26 protein-coding genes are annotated in these 21,913 nt (G+C 68.8%); 17 read left to right on the top strand and 9 right to left on the bottom strand.

The annotated features are described in order from the left end of the window. The first annotated feature begins 10 nt into the window (after positions 1-10). Entirely contained in the window at positions 11-1,150 is a 1,140-nt protein-coding gene (locus O9344_RS10975; RefSeq protein WP_298476578.1) for a thiolase family protein, read from the top strand. An 8-nt stretch (positions 1,151-1,158) separates the two neighbouring features. Beyond that, positions 1,159-1,461, top strand: coding sequence for an OB-fold domain-containing protein (locus tag O9344_RS10970; RefSeq protein ID WP_298476575.1), 303 nt, complete (start codon positions 1,159-1,161; stop codon positions 1,459-1,461). Here the strand turns inward: O9344_RS10970 and O9344_RS10965 are convergent. Further along, complete coding sequence (locus O9344_RS10965) at positions 1,458-1,649, bottom strand: DUF1192 domain-containing protein (RefSeq protein ID WP_298476572.1); 192 nt, start codon at positions 1,647-1,649, stop codon at positions 1,458-1,460. The two genes, O9344_RS10970 and O9344_RS10965, sit on opposite strands and share 4 nt — an antisense overlap. A gap of 87 nt (positions 1,650-1,736) precedes the next feature. Here O9344_RS10965 and O9344_RS10960 point away from each other — a divergent pair, with 87 nt between their 5' ends. Further along, positions 1,737-2,735 (top strand): NAD(P)H-quinone oxidoreductase, encoded by a 999-nt coding sequence (locus O9344_RS10960; protein ID WP_298476567.1) that lies wholly within the window; start codon positions 1,737-1,739, stop codon positions 2,733-2,735. A 130-nt stretch (positions 2,736-2,865) separates the two neighbouring features. Here O9344_RS10960 and hydA read toward each other — a convergent pair whose 3' ends face one another. Continuing rightward, positions 2,866-4,290 carry a dihydropyrimidinase gene (gene hydA / locus O9344_RS10955; protein WP_298476565.1) on the bottom strand — a complete coding sequence of 475 codons (1,425 nt, stop codon included), beginning with the start codon at positions 4,288-4,290 and terminating at the stop codon, positions 2,866-2,868. 525 nt (positions 4,291-4,815) lie between these two features. On the opposite strand from hydA, the gene O9344_RS10950 reads away from it, so the two are divergent. Together O9344_RS10950 and O9344_RS10945 are read left to right on the top strand one after the other, a co-directional pair. Then, positions 4,816-5,340 (top strand): DUF1465 family protein, encoded by a 525-nt coding sequence (locus O9344_RS10950; RefSeq protein ID WP_298477037.1) that lies wholly within the window; start codon positions 4,816-4,818, stop codon positions 5,338-5,340. A 126-nt stretch (positions 5,341-5,466) separates the two neighbouring features. Continuing rightward, a complete protein-coding gene (locus O9344_RS10945; protein WP_298476562.1) occupies positions 5,467-6,213 on the top strand; it encodes a YebC/PmpR family DNA-binding transcriptional regulator in 747 nt (248 codons plus the stop codon). A gap of 8 nt (positions 6,214-6,221) precedes the next feature. On the opposite strand, the gene O9344_RS10940 is transcribed toward O9344_RS10945, so the two are convergent. Then, positions 6,222-6,980 (bottom strand): sulfite exporter TauE/SafE family protein, encoded by a 759-nt coding sequence (locus tag O9344_RS10940; RefSeq protein ID WP_298476558.1) that lies wholly within the window; start codon positions 6,978-6,980, stop codon positions 6,222-6,224. A 106-nt stretch (positions 6,981-7,086) separates the two neighbouring features. On the opposite strand from O9344_RS10940, the gene ruvC reads away from it, so the two are divergent. The 4 genes from ruvC to ruvB are packed head-to-tail and all read left to right on the top strand — an operon-like array spanning position 7,087 to position 10,069. Continuing rightward, positions 7,087-7,581, top strand: coding sequence for a crossover junction endodeoxyribonuclease RuvC (ruvC, locus tag O9344_RS10935; RefSeq protein ID WP_298476556.1), 495 nt, complete (start codon positions 7,087-7,089; stop codon positions 7,579-7,581). Between the two features lie 58 nt (positions 7,582-7,639). Continuing rightward, positions 7,640-8,356 carry a DNA-3-methyladenine glycosylase I gene (locus O9344_RS10930; protein WP_298476553.1) on the top strand — a complete coding sequence of 239 codons (717 nt, stop codon included), beginning with the start codon at positions 7,640-7,642 and terminating at the stop codon, positions 8,354-8,356. Between the two features lie 55 nt (positions 8,357-8,411). Next, positions 8,412-9,029, top strand: coding sequence for a Holliday junction branch migration protein RuvA (ruvA, locus tag O9344_RS10925; protein ID WP_298476550.1), 618 nt, complete (start codon positions 8,412-8,414; stop codon positions 9,027-9,029). Next, complete coding sequence (gene ruvB / locus O9344_RS10920; protein WP_298476547.1) at positions 9,026-10,069, top strand: Holliday junction branch migration DNA helicase RuvB; 1,044 nt, start codon at positions 9,026-9,028, stop codon at positions 10,067-10,069. The genes ruvA and ruvB overlap by 4 nt, the downstream gene beginning before the upstream one ends. Positions 10,070-10,117: 48 nt before the next feature. Here ruvB and O9344_RS10915 read toward each other — a convergent pair whose 3' ends face one another. Further along, entirely contained in the window at positions 10,118-10,351 is a 234-nt protein-coding gene (locus O9344_RS10915) for a hypothetical protein (RefSeq protein ID WP_298476544.1), read from the bottom strand. Between the two features lie 179 nt (positions 10,352-10,530). Between O9344_RS10915 and ybgC the strand changes: the two genes are divergently transcribed. Next, on the top strand, positions 10,531-10,995 hold the full coding sequence (gene ybgC / locus O9344_RS10910; RefSeq protein ID WP_298476541.1) for a tol-pal system-associated acyl-CoA thioesterase: 465 nt from the start codon (positions 10,531-10,533) through the stop codon (positions 10,993-10,995). 22 nt (positions 10,996-11,017) lie between these two features. Here ybgC and O9344_RS10905 read toward each other — a convergent pair whose 3' ends face one another. Next, positions 11,018-12,013 carry a tripartite tricarboxylate transporter substrate binding protein gene (locus tag O9344_RS10905; protein ID WP_298476538.1) on the bottom strand — a complete coding sequence of 332 codons (996 nt, stop codon included), beginning with the start codon at positions 12,011-12,013 and terminating at the stop codon, positions 11,018-11,020. Positions 12,014-12,023: 10 nt separating this feature from the next. Continuing rightward, positions 12,024-12,761: a GntR family transcriptional regulator gene (locus O9344_RS10900; RefSeq protein WP_298476534.1), complete on the bottom strand. Its 738-nt coding sequence runs from the start codon at positions 12,759-12,761 to the stop codon at positions 12,024-12,026. Between the two features lie 106 nt (positions 12,762-12,867). On the opposite strand from O9344_RS10900, the gene O9344_RS10895 reads away from it, so the two are divergent. Continuing rightward, entirely contained in the window at positions 12,868-13,635 is a 768-nt protein-coding gene (locus O9344_RS10895) for an amidohydrolase family protein (protein ID WP_298476530.1), read from the top strand. 11 nt (positions 13,636-13,646) lie between these two features. Here O9344_RS10895 and O9344_RS10890 read toward each other — a convergent pair whose 3' ends face one another. Further along, positions 13,647-14,621, bottom strand: coding sequence for an alpha/beta hydrolase (locus O9344_RS10890; RefSeq protein ID WP_298476527.1), 975 nt, complete (start codon positions 14,619-14,621; stop codon positions 13,647-13,649). A 16-nt stretch (positions 14,622-14,637) separates the two neighbouring features. Here O9344_RS10890 and O9344_RS10885 point away from each other — a divergent pair, with 16 nt between their 5' ends. Beyond that, a complete protein-coding gene (locus tag O9344_RS10885) occupies positions 14,638-15,036 on the top strand; it encodes an amidohydrolase family protein (protein ID WP_298476524.1) in 399 nt (132 codons plus the stop codon). 54 nt (positions 15,037-15,090) lie between these two features. On the opposite strand, the gene O9344_RS10880 is transcribed toward O9344_RS10885, so the two are convergent. Further along, entirely contained in the window at positions 15,091-15,729 is a 639-nt protein-coding gene (locus O9344_RS10880; RefSeq protein WP_298476521.1) for a dihydrofolate reductase family protein, read from the bottom strand. 359 nt (positions 15,730-16,088) lie between these two features. Here O9344_RS10880 and tolQ point away from each other — a divergent pair, with 359 nt between their 5' ends. The 4 genes from tolQ to tolB all read left to right on the top strand — a co-directional run bounded on the left by tolQ (position 16,089) and on the right by tolB (position 19,881). After that, positions 16,089-16,814, top strand: coding sequence for a protein TolQ (gene tolQ, locus O9344_RS10875; protein ID WP_298476519.1), 726 nt, complete (start codon positions 16,089-16,091; stop codon positions 16,812-16,814). 12 nt (positions 16,815-16,826) lie between these two features. After that, the gene (tolR, locus tag O9344_RS10870; RefSeq protein ID WP_298476516.1) at positions 16,827-17,276 is read left to right on the top strand and encodes a protein TolR; all 450 of its coding nucleotides are present in this window, start codon (positions 16,827-16,829) and stop codon (positions 17,274-17,276) included. A gap of 10 nt (positions 17,277-17,286) precedes the next feature. Then, positions 17,287-18,483 carry a cell envelope integrity protein TolA gene (tolA, locus tag O9344_RS10865; protein WP_298476513.1) on the top strand — a complete coding sequence of 399 codons (1,197 nt, stop codon included), beginning with the start codon at positions 17,287-17,289 and terminating at the stop codon, positions 18,481-18,483. Between the two features lie 78 nt (positions 18,484-18,561). Beyond that, complete coding sequence (gene tolB, locus O9344_RS10860; RefSeq protein WP_298476509.1) at positions 18,562-19,881, top strand: Tol-Pal system beta propeller repeat protein TolB; 1,320 nt, start codon at positions 18,562-18,564, stop codon at positions 19,879-19,881. 3 nt (positions 19,882-19,884) lie between these two features. On the opposite strand, the gene O9344_RS10855 is transcribed toward tolB, so the two are convergent. Next, positions 19,885-21,309 (bottom strand): hypothetical protein, encoded by a 1,425-nt coding sequence (locus O9344_RS10855; protein ID WP_298476507.1) that lies wholly within the window; start codon positions 21,307-21,309, stop codon positions 19,885-19,887. A gap of 128 nt (positions 21,310-21,437) precedes the next feature. Here O9344_RS10855 and O9344_RS10850 point away from each other — a divergent pair, with 128 nt between their 5' ends. Continuing rightward, positions 21,438-21,893, top strand: coding sequence for a MarR family winged helix-turn-helix transcriptional regulator (locus tag O9344_RS10850; RefSeq protein ID WP_298476505.1), 456 nt, complete (start codon positions 21,438-21,440; stop codon positions 21,891-21,893). The last annotated feature ends 20 nt before the right edge of the window (positions 21,894-21,913 follow it).

The following is a 21,913-nucleotide window of genomic DNA, read 5'->3' as shown; positions in this document are numbered from 1 at the left end:
CGGGCGACGCATGGCCTTTCTCACCGGCGTCGCCGCCACCGCCTTCGGCAAACATCCGGGTTCCGACGCGCCGACGCTGATGGAGACGGCGGCACGGACCGCCATCACCGATGCGGGCCTGCCGCTGGAGGCCGTGGATGGGCTCGTCTGCGGCTATGCCACGACCTTCCCGCATCTGATGACCGCCACCGTCATGGTGGAGCGGCTGGGGCTGAAGCCCCGCCACGCCCATCAGGCGGCGGTTGGCGGCGCGACCGGCGCGGTCGGCATCCTCCTCGCCCGGCATCTCATCGCCGCCGGGGCCTGCCGGCATGTTCTCGTGCTGGGCGGCGAAAACCGGCTCACCGGCCAGAGCCGCGACGATGCGGTCAAAACCCTCGCGGGAGTCGGCCATCCCGTCCACGAAGTGCCGCTCGGCGCCTCTGTTCCCGCCTATTATGCGCTGGTGGCGGCCCGCCATCTGCATGAGACCGGGGCCAGCGAAGGCGACCTCGCCGAGCTCGCGGTGCTCATGCGCCGCCATGCCGCCGACCATCCCGGCGCGCAACTGACCAAGCCCATTGGCGTCGACGACGTCATGGCCTCAAAGCCCGTGGCGACGCCGCTGAAGCTGCTCGACTGCTGTCCGATCTCGGACGGCGCAGCGGCCGTGGTGGTCTCGGCGGAGCCGGGGCAGGGGGCCTCCATCCGGCTCGCCGGCTGGGGCGAGGCGCACACCCACCAGCATGTCTCGGAAATGCCGGATGATCTCGGCCTCGGCGCGCGGATGGCGGCATCAGCGGCCTTCGAGAGGGCCGGCCGAACTGCTTCCGACATGCGCCTGCTCGGTCTCTACGATAGCTTCACACCGACGCTCGCCATCTTCCTCGAAGCCCTCGGCTTCGCCGCGCCCGGACAGGCGGGGCCGATGGCGCGCGACGGCCTCTTCGGCCGCGACGGGCACTTCCCGCTGAACCTGCATGGCGGGCTCCTGTCCTATGGCCATCCCGGCGTGGCGGGCTTCCTCGCCCATGTGGTCGAGGTTGTCAGGCAGATGCGCGGCGAGGCCGGCACCCGGCAGGTCAAGGGTCCGCCGCCGCTCGCCTATTGCCATGCCGATGGCGGGGTCTTCTCCAGCCATGCCGGCTTTGTGCTGGAGCGGACGGCATGAACGGGCCGATGCTCCAATCCTGCGGGGCCTGCTGCCGGCGCTGGCAGTTTCGCCGCGGCGCCTGTCCGGCCTGCGGCTCGGCCGAGGTCAGCGAGATCGCGGCGAGCGGCCAGGGCACCGTCTGGTCGGTGACGCAGGTGATGCGCGCGCCGCTTTCCGAACTGGATGTCCCCGGCGGCTATGGCATTGCGCTGGTGACGCTGGTCGAGGGGCCGCGCATCATGTGCCGGGCGGAGAACGGGCTCGCCATCGGCGAGCGGGTGACGGTCACGATCCGCGCGGACAACCTGCCCGCAGCAACCCGCGCCTAGAACTTGAACACGCTCGCCGCGGCGGACTTGCTGGCTTCCTTCTTCGCCATGTCGGCCTCCAGCCGCGTGATTTCCTCTTTCAACAGGGCGATGCGCTCGGCGAGCTCGTGCACGGAGAGGGCGGCGAGGTCCTGTCCCACCACATGGGCGGGCGGCTTGGGACGGGGTTTCAGGTCGTCGTCGAACATGAGGGCCTCCCCGTCTGGCGGGCGACTGGCAAAGCGGGTGGCGCGAGGCTACACCGTCTCACCCCCCGCTGTCGAAACGGTGTCCCGATGACCGCTCTTCCCGCCACCATGATCGCCGTCGCCATTCCCGTTCCCGGTGGCCCCGAGGCCCTCGTGCCGGAGACGCGCCCTGTTCCTGCTCCTGGCGCGGGCGAGATCCTCGTCCGGATCGCGGCAGCGGGCGTCAATCGTCCAGACGTGCTGCAGCGGGCCGGTGGCTATCCGCCGCCGAAGGGCGCCTCCGACATTCCCGGCCTCGAATTTTCCGGTGAGGTCGTGGTCTGCGGTGACGGCGCGAGCCGCTTCAAGGTCGGCGACAAGGTCTGCGCCCTGGTCTCCGGCGGCGGCTATGCCGAATATGCCGTGGTGCACGAGACCAATGCCCTCCCCGTGCCGAAGGGCCTGTCCATGGTGGAGGCCGCCGGCATTCCCGAGACCTTCTTCACCGTCTGGTCCAATGTCTTCGACCGCGGCGGCCTCAAGGCCGGCGAGACCATCCTGATCCATGGCGGCACGTCCGGCATCGGCGTCACCGCCATCCAGCTCGCCAAGGCCTTCGGCGCGACGGTCATCACCACGGCCGGCTCGGACGACAAATGCGCGGCGGCCAAGGCGCTCGGCGCCGACCATGCCATCAACTACCGCACCCAGGACTATGGCGCCGAGGTCATGGCGATCACCGGCAAGAAGGGCGCGAACCTCATCCTCGACATGGTCGGCGGCGACTATGTGCAGAAGAACCTCGACTGCGTCGCCGCGGACGGGCGGATCGTGCAGATCGCCTTCCTGCATGGCTCGGAGGTGAAGGTCGACCTGCGCTGGCTCATGCTGAAGCGCGTCACCTTTACCGGCTCGACGCTGCGCATCCGCGACATCGCCTTCAAGGCGGCACTGGCCGATGCGCTCCAGACTAAGGTCTGGCCGCTGCTGGAGAGTGGGCAGGTGAAGGTGGTGATGGACTCGACTTATCCCCTCGCCGAGGCCTCCAAGGCCCATGCCCGCATGGAGGGCAGCACCCATGTCGGCAAGATCGTGCTGACGGTGTGAGGCATCACGCCGGTTCGGGGATCGCATCTGCCACGCCGGATAGGGCGGCGCGGTATGGGTTGGCACTGCGCCCCACCTCTCCCCGGCGGGGAGAGGTGAAGGCCGCGCCTCGTTGAGATGGCCTGAGGCCTCACGCCCCCTTCGGCACGGCGTAGGGGCTCTTGTCGCGGGCGAGGAAGCCGCCGAAGCCCGGCTCGCCCAGCACCTTGCCTTCCTCGACGATGGTGCGGCCGCGGGCGATGGTCATGACCGGCCAGCCGGTGACCGCGAAGCCCTCCCACGGCGTATAATCCGAGCCGTGGTGGAGGATCTCCTGGCGGATCGTCTCCTTGCGGTTCGCGTCCCACAGCACGATGTCGGCATCCGAGCCGACCGCGATCGTGCCCTTCTTCGGGTAGAGCCCGTAGAGCTTGGCATGGTTGGTCGAGGTCAGCGCCACGAACTCGTTCATCGAGATGCGGCCCTTGGCGACGCCCTCCGACCAGAGGATGGGCATCCGCGTCTCGACGCCGGGAATGCCGTTCGGCACCCAGCGGAAGGAGGTGCGGCCCTTCTCGGCGAGCTTGCCCTTGGGGCTGTCGTAGTAGAACGGGCAGTGATCCGACGAGAAGGTCTGGAAGATGCCCTGCTCAAGGCCTTCCCAGATGGCGGCATGGCTGTCGCGGTCGCGCGGCGGCGGCGAGCAGACATATTTCGCGCCCGACATGTCCATGTTCAGGCCCTTCATGTCGTCCTCGACCAGCGTGATGTACTGCGGGCAGGTCTCGGCATAGACCTTGAGGCCGCGCTGGCGGGCCCAGCGGATCTGTTCCATGGCCTCGCGGCCGGAGACGTGGACGACCATCATCGGCACGTCGAGCAGCTCGGCATGGCTGATGGCGCGGTGGGTCGCCTCGCGCTCGATCACCTGCGGCCGCGAGGGGCCATGGTAATAGGGCGCGGTCTTGCCGGCCGCTTCCAGCCGCTCGGTGAGGAAGCGGATGTTGTCGTAGCCCTCGCAATGGACCATCACCAGCGCCTGTTCGCGGCGGGCGACGTCGAAGACCTCGAGGAGCTGGCGGTCCGAAAGGACGAGGTCGTCATAGGTCATGAAGACCTTGAAGGAGGTGCAGCCGTCCGAGAACAGGGCCGGCAGCTCCTGGTTCAGCACGGTCGGCGTCGGGTCCGAGACGACGAGGTGGAAGCCGTAATCGATATAGGCCTTGCCCTCCGCCTTCTTGTGATAGTCGGTCACGCAGGCGCGCAGCGACGTGCCCTTGATCTGCATGGCGAAGGGGATGACGGTCGTGTTGCCGCCGGCCGCGGCCGAGCGCGTGCCGCTCTCGAAGCCGTCAGCCATGACGATATCCGGGCCCGAGGGCTGGTCGAGGTGGACGTGGCTGTCGATGCCGCCGGGCATGACGATGAGGCCGGATGCGTCGATGGTGCGGGCGGCCTCGGTGATGGAGCCGGCCAGCAGCGCGACCTTGCCGTCCTTGATGCCGACGTCGCAGCGGATGGTGTCCGAAGCGGTGACGACGGTGCCACCACGGATGGCAAGATCGAGATCGAGCATGTCGGCAGGTCCTGGAGAGCCGCGGGCCCGCGCCCGCCGTTGCGGACCCATGTCGCACAGCATTTTCATGCCACCGTCAAGGCCGACACAGCGCAAGAATCGCCGGCTGCACCGGTAACGGCTAACGGCTGGTTAACCTTTCCCGTTTATCAAACAAATCGTTCAGTTCGCTGGACGCGAGTGGCTCCTGTCCACTCTGTTTGACGCCTCCCTGTATTTCACTTCAAGGCCGCCTTCGGGCGGCCTTTTTTTGTCCTCATGCGGCCGGGCGCCTCTCCCCTTAGGACAGTGGACAGGCCGGCGGCGCGACGACGCACGGCCTTGGCAGCGCCGCGATTTCGTCGTTCGATGGGCTGGCCCTGCCGCCCGAAGGATCTGTCCCGAAGCGGCACAGGGCGGGGTGGCACCCCGATTGCTCGACAGGGTTCGACCGTTGAACCATCGCCGTTTACCTTTCCTTAAGCATTCGCTTTACGGGTCGGGAAAACGGCGGCACACCAGAACCCCTGAGGGAGTAGTAGCGTGATGTCGCAAGAGAGCGTTTCGCCCGTCGCCGAGACCGCCGTGGCCTTCGGGACCCGGCTCGCCAGCTCCCAGGCCTTCAAGGACCTGTTCCGCGAGGGGATGTCGCTGGTCGAGGAGACAGCCGCCTATCTCGACGGCCCGGGCCGCAACGACAGCCGCAGCCTCGACCGCGGGCCGGCTCTCGCCTACGCCACCGAGAGCATGCGCCTGACCACCCGCCTGATGCAGCTCGCCTCTTGGCTGCTGCTGCAGCGTGCCGTCAACGAGGGCGAGCTCACCCAGGAGCAGGCCGCGCAGGAGAAATCCAAGGTGCGCCTCTCCTCGGTCGGTGCGCCGACCCCGCAGGCGACGCTGGAGGAGCTCCCCGAGCAGCTCTCCGCTCTCATCGGCAAGGCCATGCGCCTGCAGGAGCGCATCGTCCACATGGACAAGCTGCTGTTTGCCGAGATCGCGCCGGCCGCTGCCAGCAATGCCATTTCGAGCCAGATCGACCTGCTCGCCAACGCCTTCGGCGCCCGTCGCTGAGCCGGCTGGCGGCGCTGGATTTCGCCGCCACGCTTGCCTATAAGTCGCGCCGACTGACCAAGCCGGCGCGTTGGAGCGGCGCACGGAACGGCGCCCCGCCCGGCTGACCACCGCGAAGAGAGTCCCATGGCCGGGCATTCACAGTTCAAGAACATCATGCATCGCAAGGGCCGCCAGGACGCGATGCGGTCCAAGCTCTTCGGCAAGCTCGCCCGTGAGATCACGGTCGCGGCCAAGATGGGTCTGCCCGATCCGAACATGAACCCGCGCCTCCGCGCCGCCATCATCGCGGCCCGCGCCGAGAACATGCCGAAGGACAATATCGAGCGCGCCATCAAGAAGGCGGCCGGCGGCGACACCGAGAATTATGAGGAGATCCGCTACGAGGGCTACGGCCCCGGCGGCGTCGCCGTCATCGTCGAGGCGCTGACCGACAACCGCAACCGCACCGCCTCCGAGGTGCGCTCCTATTTCACCAAGTCCGGCGGCAACCTCGCCGAGACCGGCGCCGTCTCCTTCATGTTTGACCGGGTCGGCACGATCGAGTTTGCCGCAGACAAGGCCTCCGCCGACGACATGCTGGAAGCCGCCATCGAGGCGGGGGCAGAGGACGTGGTCTCCTCCGAGGCCGGCCACGAGATCACCACCGCGTCCGACGCCCTCGCCGAGGTGGCGAAGGCCCTTGAGGCGAAGTTCGGCGAGCCGAAGAAGACCGCCCTGACCTGGAAGCCGCAGAACAATGTCGCCGTCGACGACGAGACCGGCGAGAAGCTGCTGCGTCTCATGGACAATCTCGACGAGAACGACGACGTGCAGAACGTCTATTCCAACTTCGAGTTGTCCGAGGCGCTCGTGGCGAAGATGGGCGGCTGAGGCCGCCCCTAGCGCAGCACCCGGTCGAGCAGCGGCATGCTGGTGATGGCAGCTGCGGCGATGACGCCGAAGGCAACGGGGCGGAAGAAGCGCGGGTCCGCCCTGCCGAACAGCAAGGAGCCGAGGCCGATGCCCACCGCATAGGGCAGGATGGTCCAGGCCGCGCCCTGGAAGACCGCGGGCGTGAAGATGCCGGCATAGGCCAGCAGGCTCATCGACAGGACCGAGGCCGGCACGAAGAAGGCGACCGAGGAGCCGCGCACGCCGGCATTGTGGCTGGGGCCGGCCAGCCAGAACAGCGACAGGACCATGCCGCCGAGGCTGGCGAGGCCGGAAATGACGCCAGAGGTGATGCCGGTGGCGAGCGTCGCCGGCAGGCCCGGCGAGCGCTCGATGCGCCCGACGGTGAGCAGAAGCGTCAGCACCAGCACGATGGAGAGCGAGGTCACCCAGCGCACCGGCGAGGGATCGATCGTCACTAGCAGCCAGACGCCGAGCGGCAGTCCCACGACATAGCCGACGAAGAGCGGCCCGATCTCGCCCCAGCGCGCATGGCGCCAGGTGGAGCGGATCATGGCGAACTGCAGCACCGCGTCGATGATCGACATGATGCCGATGGCGGTCTTGGGCCCGAGATAGGCGCCCGCGACCGGCATGAAGATCATGGCCGAGCCGAAGCCGGTATAGCCGCGCACCATGCCGGCGAAGAAGGCGGCAAGCAGGACGGCGAGGGGCGGGGGAGCGCCGAGCTGGGCGAGGAGGTCCAAGGCAGGGCCTTTGCGGCGTGTCGTTCCCTCTCGCTTAAGGGCAATGGAAGCCAACCGGAATATCGGGCGGCGCGGGGCACGCCTGCAATTCGGCTAGATTGGCGCCATGATGGGCACGATTCGCATTATCGGCATTGATCCAGGCCTGCGCCGAACGGGGTGGGGCGTCATTGACGTCACCGGCAATCGCCTCGCCTTCGTCGCCTGCGGCACGGTCACGTCAGACGACAAGGCCGATCTCGCGACGCGCCTCGCCAGTCTGCACCGAGGCCTTACCGACGTGCTCGCGGCCTGGTCGCCGGAAGAGGCGGCGGTCGAGCAGACCTTCGTCAACAAGGACGCGACCGCAACGCTGAAGCTCGGCCAGGCACGCGGCATCGCCATGGTGGTGCCGGCGCTCGCAGGCATTCCCGTCGCCGAATACGAGCCCAACAAGGTCAAGAAGTCGGTGGTCGGCGCCGGTCACGCCGAGAAGAACCAGATCCACATGATGATCGGCATCCTGCTGCCCAAGGCCGATCCGAAGACCATGGACGCCGCCGATGCGCTGGCCATCGCGGTGACCCACGCCCATCACCGGACGGGCCCGGGGCGGCGCTAGGCGCGCTCTTGCCGCGATGCTGCCTTCGGGCGTGGACTATGGGGTGGGGGATGGCAGCATGATGAAATTCAAGACGATCCAGACACGCGCGGCCAAGCGCAAGGGCGGCGAGGCAGTGCTCGCCGGCCTGCTCCCCGCCGTCCCCGACAGGGCAGCGCTGGCCGCCATGACCGACGACCGCATCCTGGCCGAGATGACGAAGCGGGTCTTTTCCGCCGGCTTCGTCTGGAGCGTCATCGAGAAGAAATGGCCGGGCTTCGAGGAGGCCTTCCTCGGTTTCGTGCCGCAGGCTCTCACCTTCCAGCCCGACGAGTTCTGGCACGATCTGTCGCGCGATGGTCGGATCGTGAAGAACCCGCAGAAGATCAGGTCGGTGCGCGACAATGCCGCCTTCGTCCAGGCGATGACGAGGGAGCATGGCTCCTTCGGCCGCTTCCTGAGCTCATGGCCGGCGGAGGATCAGGTCGGTTTGCTGGAGCTCCTCGCCAAGCGCGGGGCCCGCCTCGGCGGCATGACAGGCCAGTATTTCCTGCGCTTCGTCGGATGGGACGGCTTCGTCACCTCGCAGGACATGGTGGCGGCGATGCGCGATGCCGGTGTGGATGTCGCGGCGCAGCCGACATCGAAGGGGGATCTGAAGAAGATCCAGGCGCAGGTGAACGCCTGGGCGGTGGAGACCAGCCTGCCGCGCACCCACATCTCGCGCATCCTCGCCATGTCTGTGGGCGAGAACCACCCGCCGGAGGCGCTGCGCCGGATGACGGGGGACGAGTAGCAGGAGCGGGCCGCCGAATCCGCTATAAGCGGCGTCTCGAAGCGGCGGAGCCATCATGATCGGCAAGCTCAAGGGCACTATCGACAGCTACGGACCTGACTGGGTCGTCATCGACGTCCATGGCGTCGGCTATGTCGTGCACTGCTCCTCCCGCACCCTCCAGGCGCTGCCGGCGGCCGGCGAAGCGGCGGTGCTGTCCATCGAGACCATGGTGCGCGAGGACATGATCCGCCTCTACGGTTTCGCCAATGACCTGGAGCGCGAGTGGTTCCGCCTGCTGCTGGCCGTCCAGGGCGTCGGCGCCAAGGTGGCGCTGTCAGTGCTGTCGACCCTCAAGGCCTCCGACCTCGCCCATGCCATCGCCATGCGCGACAAGGCGGCGATCGGCCGGGCGAACGGCGTCGGCCCGAAGGTCGCCGAGCGCATCATCACCGAGCTCAAGGACAAGGCGCCGGGCTTCACCGACATCGACCCGGCGCTGGCGAAGCTCGCCGGCGACGTCGACGAGAAGCGCGCGGCCGGGCCGGTGGCGGATGCGATCTCCGCGCTGGTCAATCTCGGCTACGGCCAGCCGCAGGCGGCCGCCGCCATCGCCGCGGCGGCCAAGAAGGCGGGGGATGAGGCGAATACTCAAACGCTCATCCGGCTCGGCCTCAAGGAGCTGTCGTCTTGACCGAGCCCCGCCGCCTTCTCGATGCCGAACGCCGCGACGACGATGCCGACACGCATCTGCGGCCGCAGCGGCTCGCCGAGTTCATCGGGCAGGCGCAGGCGCGATCGAATCTCGAGGTCTTCATCTCCGCCGCGCGCACCCGCGGCGATGCGCTCGATCACGTCCTATTCGTTGGGCCTCCTGGCCTCGGCAAGACGACGCTGGCCCAGATCCTCGCCAAGGAGCTCGGCGTCGGCTTCCGCGCCACATCCGGCCCGGTCATCGCCAAGGCCGGCGATCTCGCGGCGCAGCTGACCAATCTCGAAGAGCGCGACGTGCTGTTCATCGACGAGATCCACCGCCTCAACCCGGCGGTGGAGGAGATCCTCTATCCCGCAATGGAGGATTTTCAGCTCGACCTCATCATCGGCGAGGGGCCGGCGGCGCGTTCGGTGAAGATCGACCTCGCCAAGTTCACCCTTGTCGGCGCGACCACCCGCGCCGGCCTGCTCACCACGCCGCTGCGCGACCGCTTCGGCATCCCGATCCGCCTGCAGTTCTATACGGTTCAGGAGCTGGAGCTTATCGTCACCCGCGGCGCGCGCGTTCTCGGCATCGGGATGATGCCGGAGGGGGCCAACGAAATCGCCCGCCGGGCGCGTGGTACGCCGCGCATCGCTGGCCGCCTGCTGCGCCGCGTGCGCGACTTCGCAATCTACAAGGACTCGGACACGATCACCCGCACCATTGCCGACGAGGCGCTGACCCGGCTCGAAGTGGACGATGCCGGCCTCGACGCCATGGACCGGCGTTATCTCAAGGCCATCGCGCTGAACTATGGCGGCGGGCCGGTGGGGATCGAGACCATGGCCGCGGCGCTCTCCGAGCCGCGCGACGCCATTGAGGAGATCATCGAGCCCTTCCTCATCCAGCAGGGCTTCCTGCAACGCACGCCGCGCGGGCGATTGCTCACATCCCACGCCTTCCGCCATCTCGGCCTTGCCGAGCCGGCCCGCGAAGGGGCGCAGTTCACCCTGTTCAAGGGCGACGAGGAGGCGTGACCGCCGGCGGAGCCGGCGGCCGGTCATTGTCTTACTGGAATGCCTTGGTCACTCGAACGCCTTGGTCATGGCGTCGGCGAGCGGCGCATTGGGGTTGGCGCGGCAATAGGCGATGATCTTGGCGTCGTTCGGATCGGTCGGCGGCGGGGTTGCACCGGACTGGCGAAGCGCCGCCTGCATGTCGGCGAGGGCCTTCAGGTAACCGGCGCAGGTGTCCGGGGTCTGGGCGAAGGCGGTGGAGGAGATGGCCACGGCGATCGCGGCGGCGAGAACGGTCTTCATGGGATGCTCATGCAATGTGACCGCGCGGCTGCGCGGCGGGCGGACCCAACCATGCTGGAGGCGCAAAAGCGATGCCGCCGCCCTGCAGACCTTCCCTGCAGGGGAAACATGTCCGCCTCGCTTTCGACGCGCACCCTCGCTAAGGCTGGCGAGCGGATCCAAGACAAGGGGCGAGCGGAATGACCGATGGCCAGGGCCTGGCCGGCCGCATTGACGGTGAGACTCACATCCTCCCCGTGCGGGTCTATTACGAGGACACCGACTTTTCCGGCGTCGTCTATCACGCGAGCTACCTGCGCTTCATGGAGCGCGGCCGCACGGACTTTCTGCGCCTCCTGGGCGTCGCTCAAGGGCACCTGTTCGAGACGGCCAAGGAAGAGGCCGGCGCCGGCTTCTTCTTCGTCGTCCGCTCCATGGGCATCGAGTTCCTGCGGCCAGCCCGCATCGACGACGTGCTGACAGTGGAGACCCGCACCGAGGTGGTGAAGGGCGCGACGCTGAACCTCGCCCAGCGCGTGCTGCGCGGCGAGGAGGTGCTGGTCGAGGCGAATGTGCGCGTCGCCTTCCTCGCCGGCGGCAAGCCGGTGCGCATTCCCGATGGGCTGCGCCGGGCCATGACGCCGAAGGCGTCGAACACAATCTAATGACGCCGAAGGGTGCCGATGCCTAGAGGCGGATATTGGCACTGCGGATGATCGGGCCCCACTTGTCCATCTCTGTCCGGACGAAGGCGGCGAATTCCTCCGGCGTGTTGGGGCGGCTGGTCACCGAGAGCGAGGTCAGGCGGGCGCTGATGGCTGGATCGCTGATCGCCTCATTCAGGGCGCTGCCGAGCCGCGCCACGACGGCATCCGGCGTGCCTGCCGGCACGAAGACGCCGTTCCATTCCAGCGCCTGGTAGCCGGCGAGCGTGTCGGCGACCGCCGGCAGGCCCGGCATGACCTCGACCGGCGTGGAGGCGGTGTGGGCGACGGCGCGCAGCAGGCCGCCGCGGATGTGCTCGATGGACGAGGACAGGTTCGAGAAGAAATACTTGATCTGGCCGGCGACGAGGTCGTTCAGGGCCGGGCCGCCGCCGCGATAGGGCACGTGGGTGATGTCGATCCCCGCCATGCTCTTGAACAGCTCCAGCGCCAGATGCTGCGCCGAGCCGTTGCCGGAGGAGGCCCAGTCGATCTTGCCCGGCGCGCGCTTCGCCGCGGCGATGATGTCGGCGACCGTGCGCTCCGGCACGCTCGGATGGACCACCAGCACGTTCGGCACGACGGCGGCGAGGAAGACCGGCCGGAAGGCCTTCACCGTGTCATAGGGCAGGCGCGGGAAGAGGGTCGGATTGGAGGCGTGGGCGCTCGCATCGAAGAGGATCGTGTAGCCATCGGCCTCGGCGGTCGCCACCGCATTGGCGCCAATGGTGCCGCCGGCGCCGCCGCGGTTCTCGATGACGAAGCTGCCGCCGGTCAGGGCCGCGAGCTTCTGGAAGAGGATGCGGCCGACCGTGTCGGCGCCGCCACCGGCCGAATAGGGCACGACGACTCGCACGGGGCGGGCCGGCCAGGCCTGGGCGCGGGCGATGCCGGGTGCAAAGGCCGGCGCGGTGAGGGCGACAAGGCCGCCGGCGAGCGCGGCGCGGCGATCGATCAGGGCGCGGGACAGTCGGGGCATGGGATGCTCCTCAGCGGATGTCGATGGAATAGGAGAAGCGCTCCGCCGGCCCGTAGGAGCGGCGAAACTCCAGCGGCGCCTGGTCGAAGCCGAAGGCGATGCGGTCGATGATGGCGGTCGGCACGCCCGCATCAATGCCGAGCTCCGCGGCGGCCGCGGCCGGCGGCTGGCCGAAGCGGATGGTCTCGCGGGCCGAGGCGACGACCCTGCCGCAGGCCGTCTCGTAGAGCGGATAGAGCAGGTCGCCGAACTCGGCAAAGGGCAGGTCGAGCAGCGCCGCGAAAGGATCGCGCGGCAGGTGGACCTCCTCGAAGAGCAGCGGCGCGCCATCAACGAGGCGCAGACGCGTCAGCGCGATGATGGGGGCGCCGTCCGCAACGCCGAGATGCTCGGCCACCTCGGCATCGGCGGGCAGGACCTTTCGCGACAGGATGCGCGAGACCGGCCGCATCGGCCGGCCCTTCGCATCGGTCATGCGGAAGAAGCGGGCGAGCGCATTGCCGAAATTGCCACGCCGCACGAAGGTGCCGCGCCCCTGGCGGCGCTCCAGCATCCCTTCCGTGACGAGGACCGCGAGCGCCTTGCGCACCGTGCCGACGGCGACGCCGTGCTGCTCGGCGAGGCTATCCTCGGGCGGAATGGCCTCGCCCGGACGCCAGCGACCGTCAGCGACAGCGGCGGCGAACAGGTCGCGCAATTGCTGGTAGCGCGGCAGCCGGTCGTCGAGGGGGAGGACTTGCGCGGTCACGGAGGAAACCTCTATTCCTCTATAGGACTAGAGGAATTGACAGGATCCAGCAAGGGCGTCAGGTCGTTCCCCCCTGCGCCATGTTGGCGCGCTGAAGAGCCACGCGATGCGGATCGACACCCATGCCCATGTCTTCGAGCTTGGCCTGCCGGCGATCCCGACCGCCCGCTATGTGCCCGCCTATGACGCGCCGCTCTCCGCCTATCTCGCCTTTCTCGACGGGATCGGGGCCGACAAAGGCGTGCTGGTGCAGCCGTCGTTCCTCGGCAGCGACAACAGTTTCCTGCTCAAGGCGCTGGGGGCGGCCGGCGGCCGCCTTGCCGGCGTGGCGGTAATCGAGGAGCGCATCGCGCCCAAGGCGGCGGAGGCCCTCGCGGCGGCCGGGATCCGCGGGTTGCGCTACAATCTCGTCGGTCGCTCGCCGGAGGTCCTCGCCTCGGCCGATGCGATGGCGATGCTCGCCATCGCCGCGCCGCTCGGCTGGCATGTCGAACTCCATGCCGATGCGCCGGACCTTGCCGCCGCGCTGCCTTTTCTCCGCAGCTTCGACGGGCCCATCGTCCTCGACCATTTCGGCCGGCCGGGTCCGGACGATGCCGCGCTCGTCACCAGCTGGGCTGCGGACCCTCGCGTCCGCATGAAACTGTCAGCGCCCTATCGCGTGCGCCATCCCGACATCCGTGGCCTCGCCGGCCGGATCGTCGACGCCTATGGCGCGGAGCGGCTGATGTGGGGCAGCGACTGGCCCTGGACCCAGCACGAGGAGGCGGCGAAGGCGGCGGCGTTGCTGCCGGAGGCGCTGGGTTTGGACGGGGCGACCATTGCGGTGATGGAGGCGACGGCGCGGCGGGTGTTCTTTCCTGCGGGGGAGTGAGGCGGTCGGCCTCAGGTCTCCGCCGCGATGAACGTTCGAATCGCGCCGAACACCCGCTCCGGATCATCGCCATGGACGTCATGGCCGCAGCCACTCAGGCGTTCGAAGCGCAGGAGTCCCGCCGGAATGGCGGCGGCCGTCTCCTCCGCCAGTTCGATTGGCGCGATCGGGTCGTGCTCTCCCGCCATCATCAGCACCGGACAGCGTAGCCGCGCGAGGTCAGGCAGGAGGTTGAACCGTCCGTGCTCGTTCTGCGGACCGTTGAAATGCAGCGCCACCTGCGTTCGCATGATGACCCGCGAGAAGTCGGCTGGTGGCCTGTTTCGGCGGTGCCGATAGAAGGGCACGCATCGCTGGAGATAGACGGCTCGCCCCTCCGCCGTCGGATTCATCCAATAGCTTTCCGCGATCGCTCCGATCTCGGGGCCGCCGATGCGCGTGAAGGCGGCAAAGATCGTGGGGAAGTGGACGCGCCCCACCGTGCTGAGCAGGATGAGCTTGCCCGGGTGGTCGGGATATCGCGTGGCATAGGCCTGCGCGACGAAACCGCCGAAGGACAGGCCGCAGACGATGGGACGGACGATGCCCAGGGCATCGCATAGGCCTTTCACATCATCGGCCCATTGCGTGAGGTTCCAGGCCGCGGGGTCGTCGCCGTCACTCCGGCCGTTGCCGCGATGGTCGTAGAAGACGACCTGGGCCACGTCGCTGAGACAGGAGAAGGCGTCCTTGAATGCGGTGTGGTCGAAGCCGGGCCCGCCATGAAGCATCAGGAGCGTTGGCTTCTCGCGCATCCTGTCGCCATCGGGCACGAGACCCGGGTTCGCCACATCCACGAACAGCCGGACACCGTTGACCGATACGAGCATGTGAAACCCCTTGAGCAGCCGCCTTGGATTCAAGCGCGGCTCGGTCGTCGGCAATCGTGGCAACGTAGGGTTCTTTGGCGCGAAAGTGCGAGTGCGAAACCGAAGATATTCGTCCATTCGCGCTGCCTTTGGATTGGCAGAGACGGATAGGGCGAATGCCGACCACCCCGACCTCGCTGCCGTGCCGCGCCATTTCCGTGGCGTTGTTGGGCCCATTGCCCTCGACCATTTCGGCCGGCCGGGTCCGGATGATGCCGCGCTCGTCACCGGCTGGGCTGCGGACCCGCGCATCCACATGAAGCTGTTGGCGCGCAATCGGGTGCGCCATCCCGACATCCGCGGCCTCGCCGGCCGGATCGTCGAGGCCTATGGCGCGGAGCGGCTGATGTGGGGCAGCGACTGGCCCTGGACCCAGCACGAGGCGGTGGCGAAGGCGGCGGCGTTGCTGCCGGAGGCGCTGGGGCTGGATGGGGCGACGATTGCTGAGATGGAGGCGACGGCGAAGCGGGTGTTCTTTTCGGCGTTAGAATGAAGCGGCGCGCCGAGGTATCGACCCCGTGGGATCATGCCACCAGCCGGCCGCGCGTCATTTCGCGATCACGACATGGGTCGCGCGCTCCGTTGCCACATGATCGATGCAGCGATAGCCGAGTTCAGCGAGATCGATACCGTGCAGCAGGACCTCGCCTCTTCCCAGCAGGATGGGCGAGAGGACCAGGTGCATCTCGTCGATCAACCCGGCCTGCAGGTATTGACGGATCGTTGCCGCACCGCCGCCAATGCGAACATCCCTGGCGCCCGCCGCAGCCTTGGCCCGCCGCAGGGCCTCTTCGGCGCCCGTCACGAAGTGGAACGTGGTTCCACCCTCCATCTCCAAGGGGGGCCGGGCGTGGTGGGTGAGAACGAAGGTCGGCACGTGATAGGGAGGATTGTCTCCCCACCATCCTTTCCATGAATCATCGGGCCATGGGCCGCGGAAGGGGGCGAACATGTTGCGGCCCAATATCCACGCGCCGACATTGTCCATGCCGCGCGCGGCAAAGGCGTCGTCTGGCCCGGTCGTTCCGCCGTCCTTGCCAATCATCGCCTGGAACGTGCGTGTGGGGAAAAACCAGTCATGCAGGTGCTGGCCACCTAAGCCGAGAGGGCTTTGGAGGCTCTGGTCCGGCCCCGCCCCGAAGCCGTCGATCGAAATGGCGAAGCTGTTTACCCGCAGTTTTCCCATAACGGCGTCGTCTCCCTGTCCTTTTGTGTGATTATCGGACAGGCTGATCGCGGAACCTGTCAGCAGCCTGTCGTGCCTGGGGGTACGACGCCCCCCCGGCCCTTGTTCCGCCACGCCCGCCCGCCATCCTGTTGCAGTGCAGAAGATAACCTGACCTTAACCTTACCGATGGCTTGGTAGGTCTCCACGCGGAAGCACGGTCCGCGCCACGGTCAAGACACATTCGAGGGCCATTTCGCCCTCAAAGGCGTCATCAGCGGGCGAATTTCACGCCTTAAACCGCTGGAACGTTGTGTCGATCAGGGCGGGGAGCGTTCGCGCGACCACCAAGCCGGACCCGTCGCGAGAAGGATATTGCCATGAACCCCGCCGATGCAGCCGCGGCCGTCGCCCATGACGTTTCGCTCTGGGGCCTGTTCTGGGCCGCCCATTGGGTCGTCAAGGGCGTGATGCTCGGCCTCGTCGTCGCCTCGATCTGGGTCTGGGCGATCATCGTCGAGAAGATCATCGTCTATCGCCGCACCAAGACGCAGATGGACCGGTTCGAGCAGGTCTTCTGGTCCGGCCAGAGCCTCGAGGAGCTCTATCGCTCGCTCGCCCAGCGGCCGACGACCGCCATGGCCGCGCTTTTCGTTGCCGCCATGCGCGAATGGAAGCGCAGCCATGAGACCTCCTCGCGCTCCTTTGCCGGCCTGCAGCAGCGCCTCGACCGCGTCATGAACGTCACCATCCAGCGCGAGGTCGAGCGGCTCGAGTCCCGCCTGATGATGCTGGCCACCGTCGCATCGGCGGGCCCCTTCATCGGCCTCTTCGGCACGGTATGGGGCATCATGACCTCGTTCCAGGCCATCGCCGTGTCGAAGAACACCTCTCTCGCCGTCGTCGCCCCCGGCATTGCCGAGGCGCTCTTCGCCACCGCCATCGGCCTCGTTGCCGCCATTCCCGCGACCATCGCCTACAACAAGCTCGCCGGCGAGGTGAACAAGATCGCCAGCCGTCTCGAAGGCTTCGCCGACGAATTCTCCGCCATCCTGTCGCGCCAGATCGACCAGCAGGCCGGCGGCTACGACCAGCGCGCAGCGTAAGGAGCATCGATCATGGGTGCTTCACTCGCAGGAGGCGGGGGCGGTCGCGGCGGTGGACGCCGCAAGCGCCGTTCGCACGTCATGAACGAGATCAACATCACGCCCTTCGTGGACGTGATGCTGGTCCTCCTCATCATCTTCATGGTCGCCGCGCCGCTGATGACGGTGTCGGTGCCCATCGACCTGCCGCAGGCCTCGGCCCGCGCCATCCAGCAGGACAAACCGCCGATCACCGTCTCGGTCCGCCAGAACGGCGAGATCTATGTCGGCGACACCAAGGTCGAGGCCGCTGCCCTTGTCGAGCGCGTGCGCGCCACGGCGACCAACGGCGCCGAGGAGCGCATCTTCGTGCGCGGCGATGCCGCCGCCAATTATCAGGCGATCATGGACGTGCTGTCGCAGCTCAAGGGCGGCGGCTTCACCAAGGTGGCGCTGGTCGCCACCGAGCGTGCGTCGCGCTGAGGAGACCGGATTGGCGCTTCACCCCCAGAAGGTCGGCTACGGGATCTCGGTCGGCGGGCACGTTCTGCTCGTCGTCGCCGGGCTCGTGGGCTTTCTGACGTCGCCCACCAAGGTCGACGAGGGCGAAAGCGTGCCGGTCGAGATCGTCTCGGACGAGCCGGCCCAGTCCACCCGCGGCGACCGCCGCGGCGAGCAGACGCCGACGCCGCAGCGCGTCGTCGATCGGCAGGCTCCGGAAGAGCGCCAGACCCAGGACCCGGCGACGCTGCCGGTCGCCCGCGAGCGGGTGCAGACCACCGACGTTCCGCCCCCACCGCCGCCGCGCCCCGCGCAGGCCGATCCGCGTCCGCCGGAGCCGACGCCGCCCGTTCGCCAGGCGCAGGCCGCCCCGCCGCCGCCTCCCGTGCCGGTGCCGCAGCCCGCGCCGCGGCCGACACCGGCCGCCGCCGCCGCGCAGGAGCGCGAGGACCAGGCCGCCAAGGAGGCCGAGCTCCTCGCCCAGCAGAAGCGCGAGGAGGAGCGCCGCCAGCAGGAGCAGCAGCGCCAGGCCGAGGCGCGCCGCCAGCAGGAGATCCGCGAGCGCCAGCAGCGCGAGGCCCGAGAACGCCAGGAACGCGAGCAGCGAGAGGCCCGTGAGCGGCAGGAGCGCGAACAGCGCGAGCGCCAGGCCCGCGAACAGCGCGAACGCCAGCAGCGCGAGGCCCGCGAGCGCGCCGAACGGCAGCGCCAGGAACAGGCCGATGCCCGCCGCTTCGATCCCAATTCCATCGCAGCCCGCCTCGCGTCGAGCTCGACGCAGGAGAACGACCGCCGCCAGGCCTCCCGTACGGAGGCGACGGGCGCCACCGCTCCGGCCCGCACCGCCTCGCTCGGCACGGCGACGGGGGCTGCCGCGCGCATCACCGGCCGCGAGATCGACGCGATCCGCGCCTGGGCCGAACGCTGCTGGGAAGTCCCGATCGCGGCGCGCGAGGGCAACAGCCCGGCGGTGCGCCTGCGCGTGTCCTTCAACCGCGACGGCACCGTGTCCGCCCGTCCGGAGATCCAGAACCCGCGGGGCGATCCGGCCTTCCAGATCCTCGCCAATTCCGCCGTTCGCGCGGTGATGCGGTGCTCGCAGGAGGGTGGCGTCCGCCTCCCGCCCGAGCGCTACGACACCTGGCGCGAAGTCGTCCTCAACTTCGACCCCAAGGAAATGATGCGCTGACGGACCGGCGCCCGGCCCCTGTCACACCCTCGACGCGAGCCGCGTGCAGCGCCATCTGAAAGCCCGAAGAGACCCGCCATGACCCTGCACCTCACCCGCCGCACCATCCTGTCCGCCGGTTCCACCATCGCCGGCACGACCCTGTTCTCGCCCTGGTCCATGGCCCAGGGCGCTCCGCCGGTCATCGACATCCGCCGCGGCCAGGTGCAGCCCTTCCCGATCGTCGTGCCGAACCTCGGCGGCGACGGCGATCTCGGCCGCAACATGTCGGGCGTCATCGAGAACAACCTGCGCCGCTCCGGCTTCTTCCGCATCATCGACCGCCAGGCCTATGGCAATGCGACGCTCGATCCGGACGCGCCGCCGAATTTCGCGCAGTTCCGCCAGCTCGGCGCTGCCGGCATCGTCACCGGGCGCGCCGGCCGCGGCCCCGACGGGCGTTCGCGCGTCGAGTTCCGCCTCTGGGACGTTGCCCAGGGCAACCAGCTCCACGGCCAGCAGTTCGCCACCCAGGAGCAGAACTGGCGGCGCATCGCCCATCTCGTCTCGGACCAGATCTTCGAGCGGGTGACCGGCGAGAAAGGCCATTTCGACACCCGCATCGTCTTTGTCGACGAGACCGGCCCGAAGGATCGTCGCCAGAAGCGCCTCGCCATCATGGACCAGGACGGCGCCAATGTGCGCTACCTCACCCGTGGCGGCGACCTCGTGCTCACCCCGCGCTTCTCGCCGTCGAGCCAGGACATCACCTACATGGCCTATACGGGCGGCGAGCCCCGGGTCTACCTGCTCAACATCGAGAACGGCCAGCGTGAGCAGGTCGGCAACTTCCCCGGCATGACCTTCTCGCCGCGCTTCTCGCCGGATGGCCAGCGCATCGTGCTGTCGCTGCAGCAGGGCGGTGGCGCCTCGCTCTATGCGCTCGACCTGCGCTCGCGCGCGGCGGTGCGGCTCACCGACGGGTCGGCCATCGATACCTCGCCCTCCTATTCGCCGGACGGCCGCCAGATCGTCTTCGAGAGCGATCGCGGCGGCGGCCAGCAGCTCTATGTGATGAGCGCCGGCGGCGGCGCGGCGAACCGCATCTCCTTCGGCGAGGGCCGTTACTCCACGCCGGTCTGGTCGCCGCGCGGCGACTTCATCGCCTTCACCCGCCAGGGTGGCGGCCAGTTCGCCATCGGCGTCATCAGGCCGGACGGCACAGGCGAGCGCATCATCACCTCGGGCTTCCACAACGAGGGTCCGACCTTCTCGCCGAACGGATTGTTCGTCATGTTCTTCCGCGAGCAGGGGGCCGGCCCCAAGCTATTCCAGGCGGATATTTTCGCCCGCTCGGAGAATGTCGTGCCGACGCCGAGCTTCGCCTCGGATCCGGCCTGGAGCCCGACGCTGCGCTGACCGTCAGCGCGGCCGCGGCGGGAAGGTGAACAGCGGCGTCCCCAGCCAGGGATGGGGACTGAGCAGGCCGCCACACATGTGGTCCAGCGTGACGAGCATGCCATAGGCGCGCTGGCGGTTCTCGTCGCCCGGTCCAAGCTCCCGCAACAGCCGCAGCGCCCGGCCGTGCCGACCCATGGCGTGAAGCAGTTCCGCCTCGATGCCACGATAGCTGTCGAAGGCCGGCTGGCCCGCGCGGATCGCTTCCGCCGCGTTGCGCCAGCCCGCCCAGTCAAAACTCGGCGACAGGAGGGGCGGGCGCGCCGGCGCCGGTCCCTCGCCGCGGGCGAAGGCGAGGAGAGCGCGCCGCGCCACCGATCGCTCCAGAGTCTCCAGCGCCGATCCCGATGCCCACAGGTCCGGTTGCCGGCTCACCCCGCCAAAGAGCGTACGAGCCCGGTCGAGGCCGAGGACGGCGACGCTGCGCTCGAGGATCGCTGTCCTCAGTCCGTCGACGTCGGCCGCCGATTGTCGTCCGGAGCGGATCGCGGCGAGGAGCGGGGCGGCGACCTCGCTGCCGAGCCGTGGATCGCCGCTCTGGTTTGCAGCGGTTGCCAGCAGGAGCGTCGAGGGGGCGATGAAGCCGAGGGCGAGCACGCGGTCCATGTCGGCGGCGCCTGCCGGTCGGTTGGCGCCGAGGCGGTCGACCGCTGCGGCGAGCTCCGGCGGCAGGGCCGCCCGTTGTGGTTGAGCACGGCCGGGCAGGAGCTGTCCTGACCAGATCGGCGCGAACCGTGCTGCGAGGTCGGCTTCGCCAGTCGGGGCCAGGGGCGACCGCCTGAGGCTCGCGAGCCAGGGCGAGAGATCAGCCCGTGTGGCGAGGAGAGTGCCCGCGAGCTGCCAAAGACCACTCGCCTCGGCCAGCGTCGCCAGCCGAAGCTTCTCGCCATCGTCAAGGTCGACGAGGGCGCGCCCCAAGGCGATCTCCGCCATGGCGCCTCCCGGTGCCGTCGCGCGGCCGGCGAGATCGGCGAAGACGCGGGGCCATTCGCCATCGAGGATCAGCGCCCGCTGCACGGATGGCGTACGGGCCAGCGCTGCCTGTGCAGCGTCCGGGCTCGCGAGCGCCGCGAGGCGGCGATCGGGCGATGCGACCACGAGCCTCAACTCTTCGATCCGCTCGGGCGGGCGCTGGCGCGCCGCGAGGCGCTCGGTGAGGGCGAGGGCCGCGGCGGGCGGCAGTTCGCCATAGCGGATCAGCAGATAGGCGGCCTCAGTGCCCTGGCGGTCGCGCCAGAAGCGATGGGCGTTCTGCGGGTCGACGAGCAGATAGTCGGAGGCCGTCATCACATCGGCGCTGTGCGGGCAGCCGCGCGGATCGGCGAGGGCAAGGGCCGGGGCGAGGAGGAGCCCGGCGAGGACAAGGACGAGGCGCGGAAGGTGTCGCATGGCGGGACCTTGTGAGAGCGCCGGGCCAGAGGGTAGGGCGCGCACCCGCTCCCGATCAAGGGGAAGACGCAGGTCAGCTCCGCGTCATCGCGATGGCATAAGCTGTATATGCAGCTAATGATGAGACCATGATCGTTGGTCCGGCAACCGCCTTCCCCTGCATCTGCGCGCGCCTGAGGCGGACGACGCGGCGGGTCTCGCAGATCTATGATCGCCACCTGGAGCCGCATGGCCTCACCATCAGCCAGTTCGGGGTGATGGCGCAGGTGCGGGCGGGTGACGCGCCGTCCATCGGCCAGCTCGCCGACAGGATGGTGATGGATCCGACGACCCTGACGCGCGCCCTCCGTCCGCTGGAACGGCGCGGCCTGCTGACGCTGACCCCCGACCCCGCCGACCGGCGCACCCGCCGCCTCGCCCTGACGGAGCCTGGCCGCGCCCTGCTGAAGAGCGCCCGCAAGGGCTGGGAAGCCGCGCAGGCCGAGGTTCGTGCCGCGCTTGGGGAGGAGGCGAGCACCGCCCTCGTCTTGCACCTCGATGACACACTCGCCCGGCTCGGCACCGTTCCGGCTGCCGAGCCATGACACCCGACATTCCAGCCCGA

The organism is Phreatobacter sp., from assembly GCF_027532945.1.
Lineage (GTDB): Bacteria > Pseudomonadota > Alphaproteobacteria > Rhizobiales > Phreatobacteraceae > Phreatobacter.
This window is presented reverse-complemented; position numbering and strand designations above follow the sequence as displayed.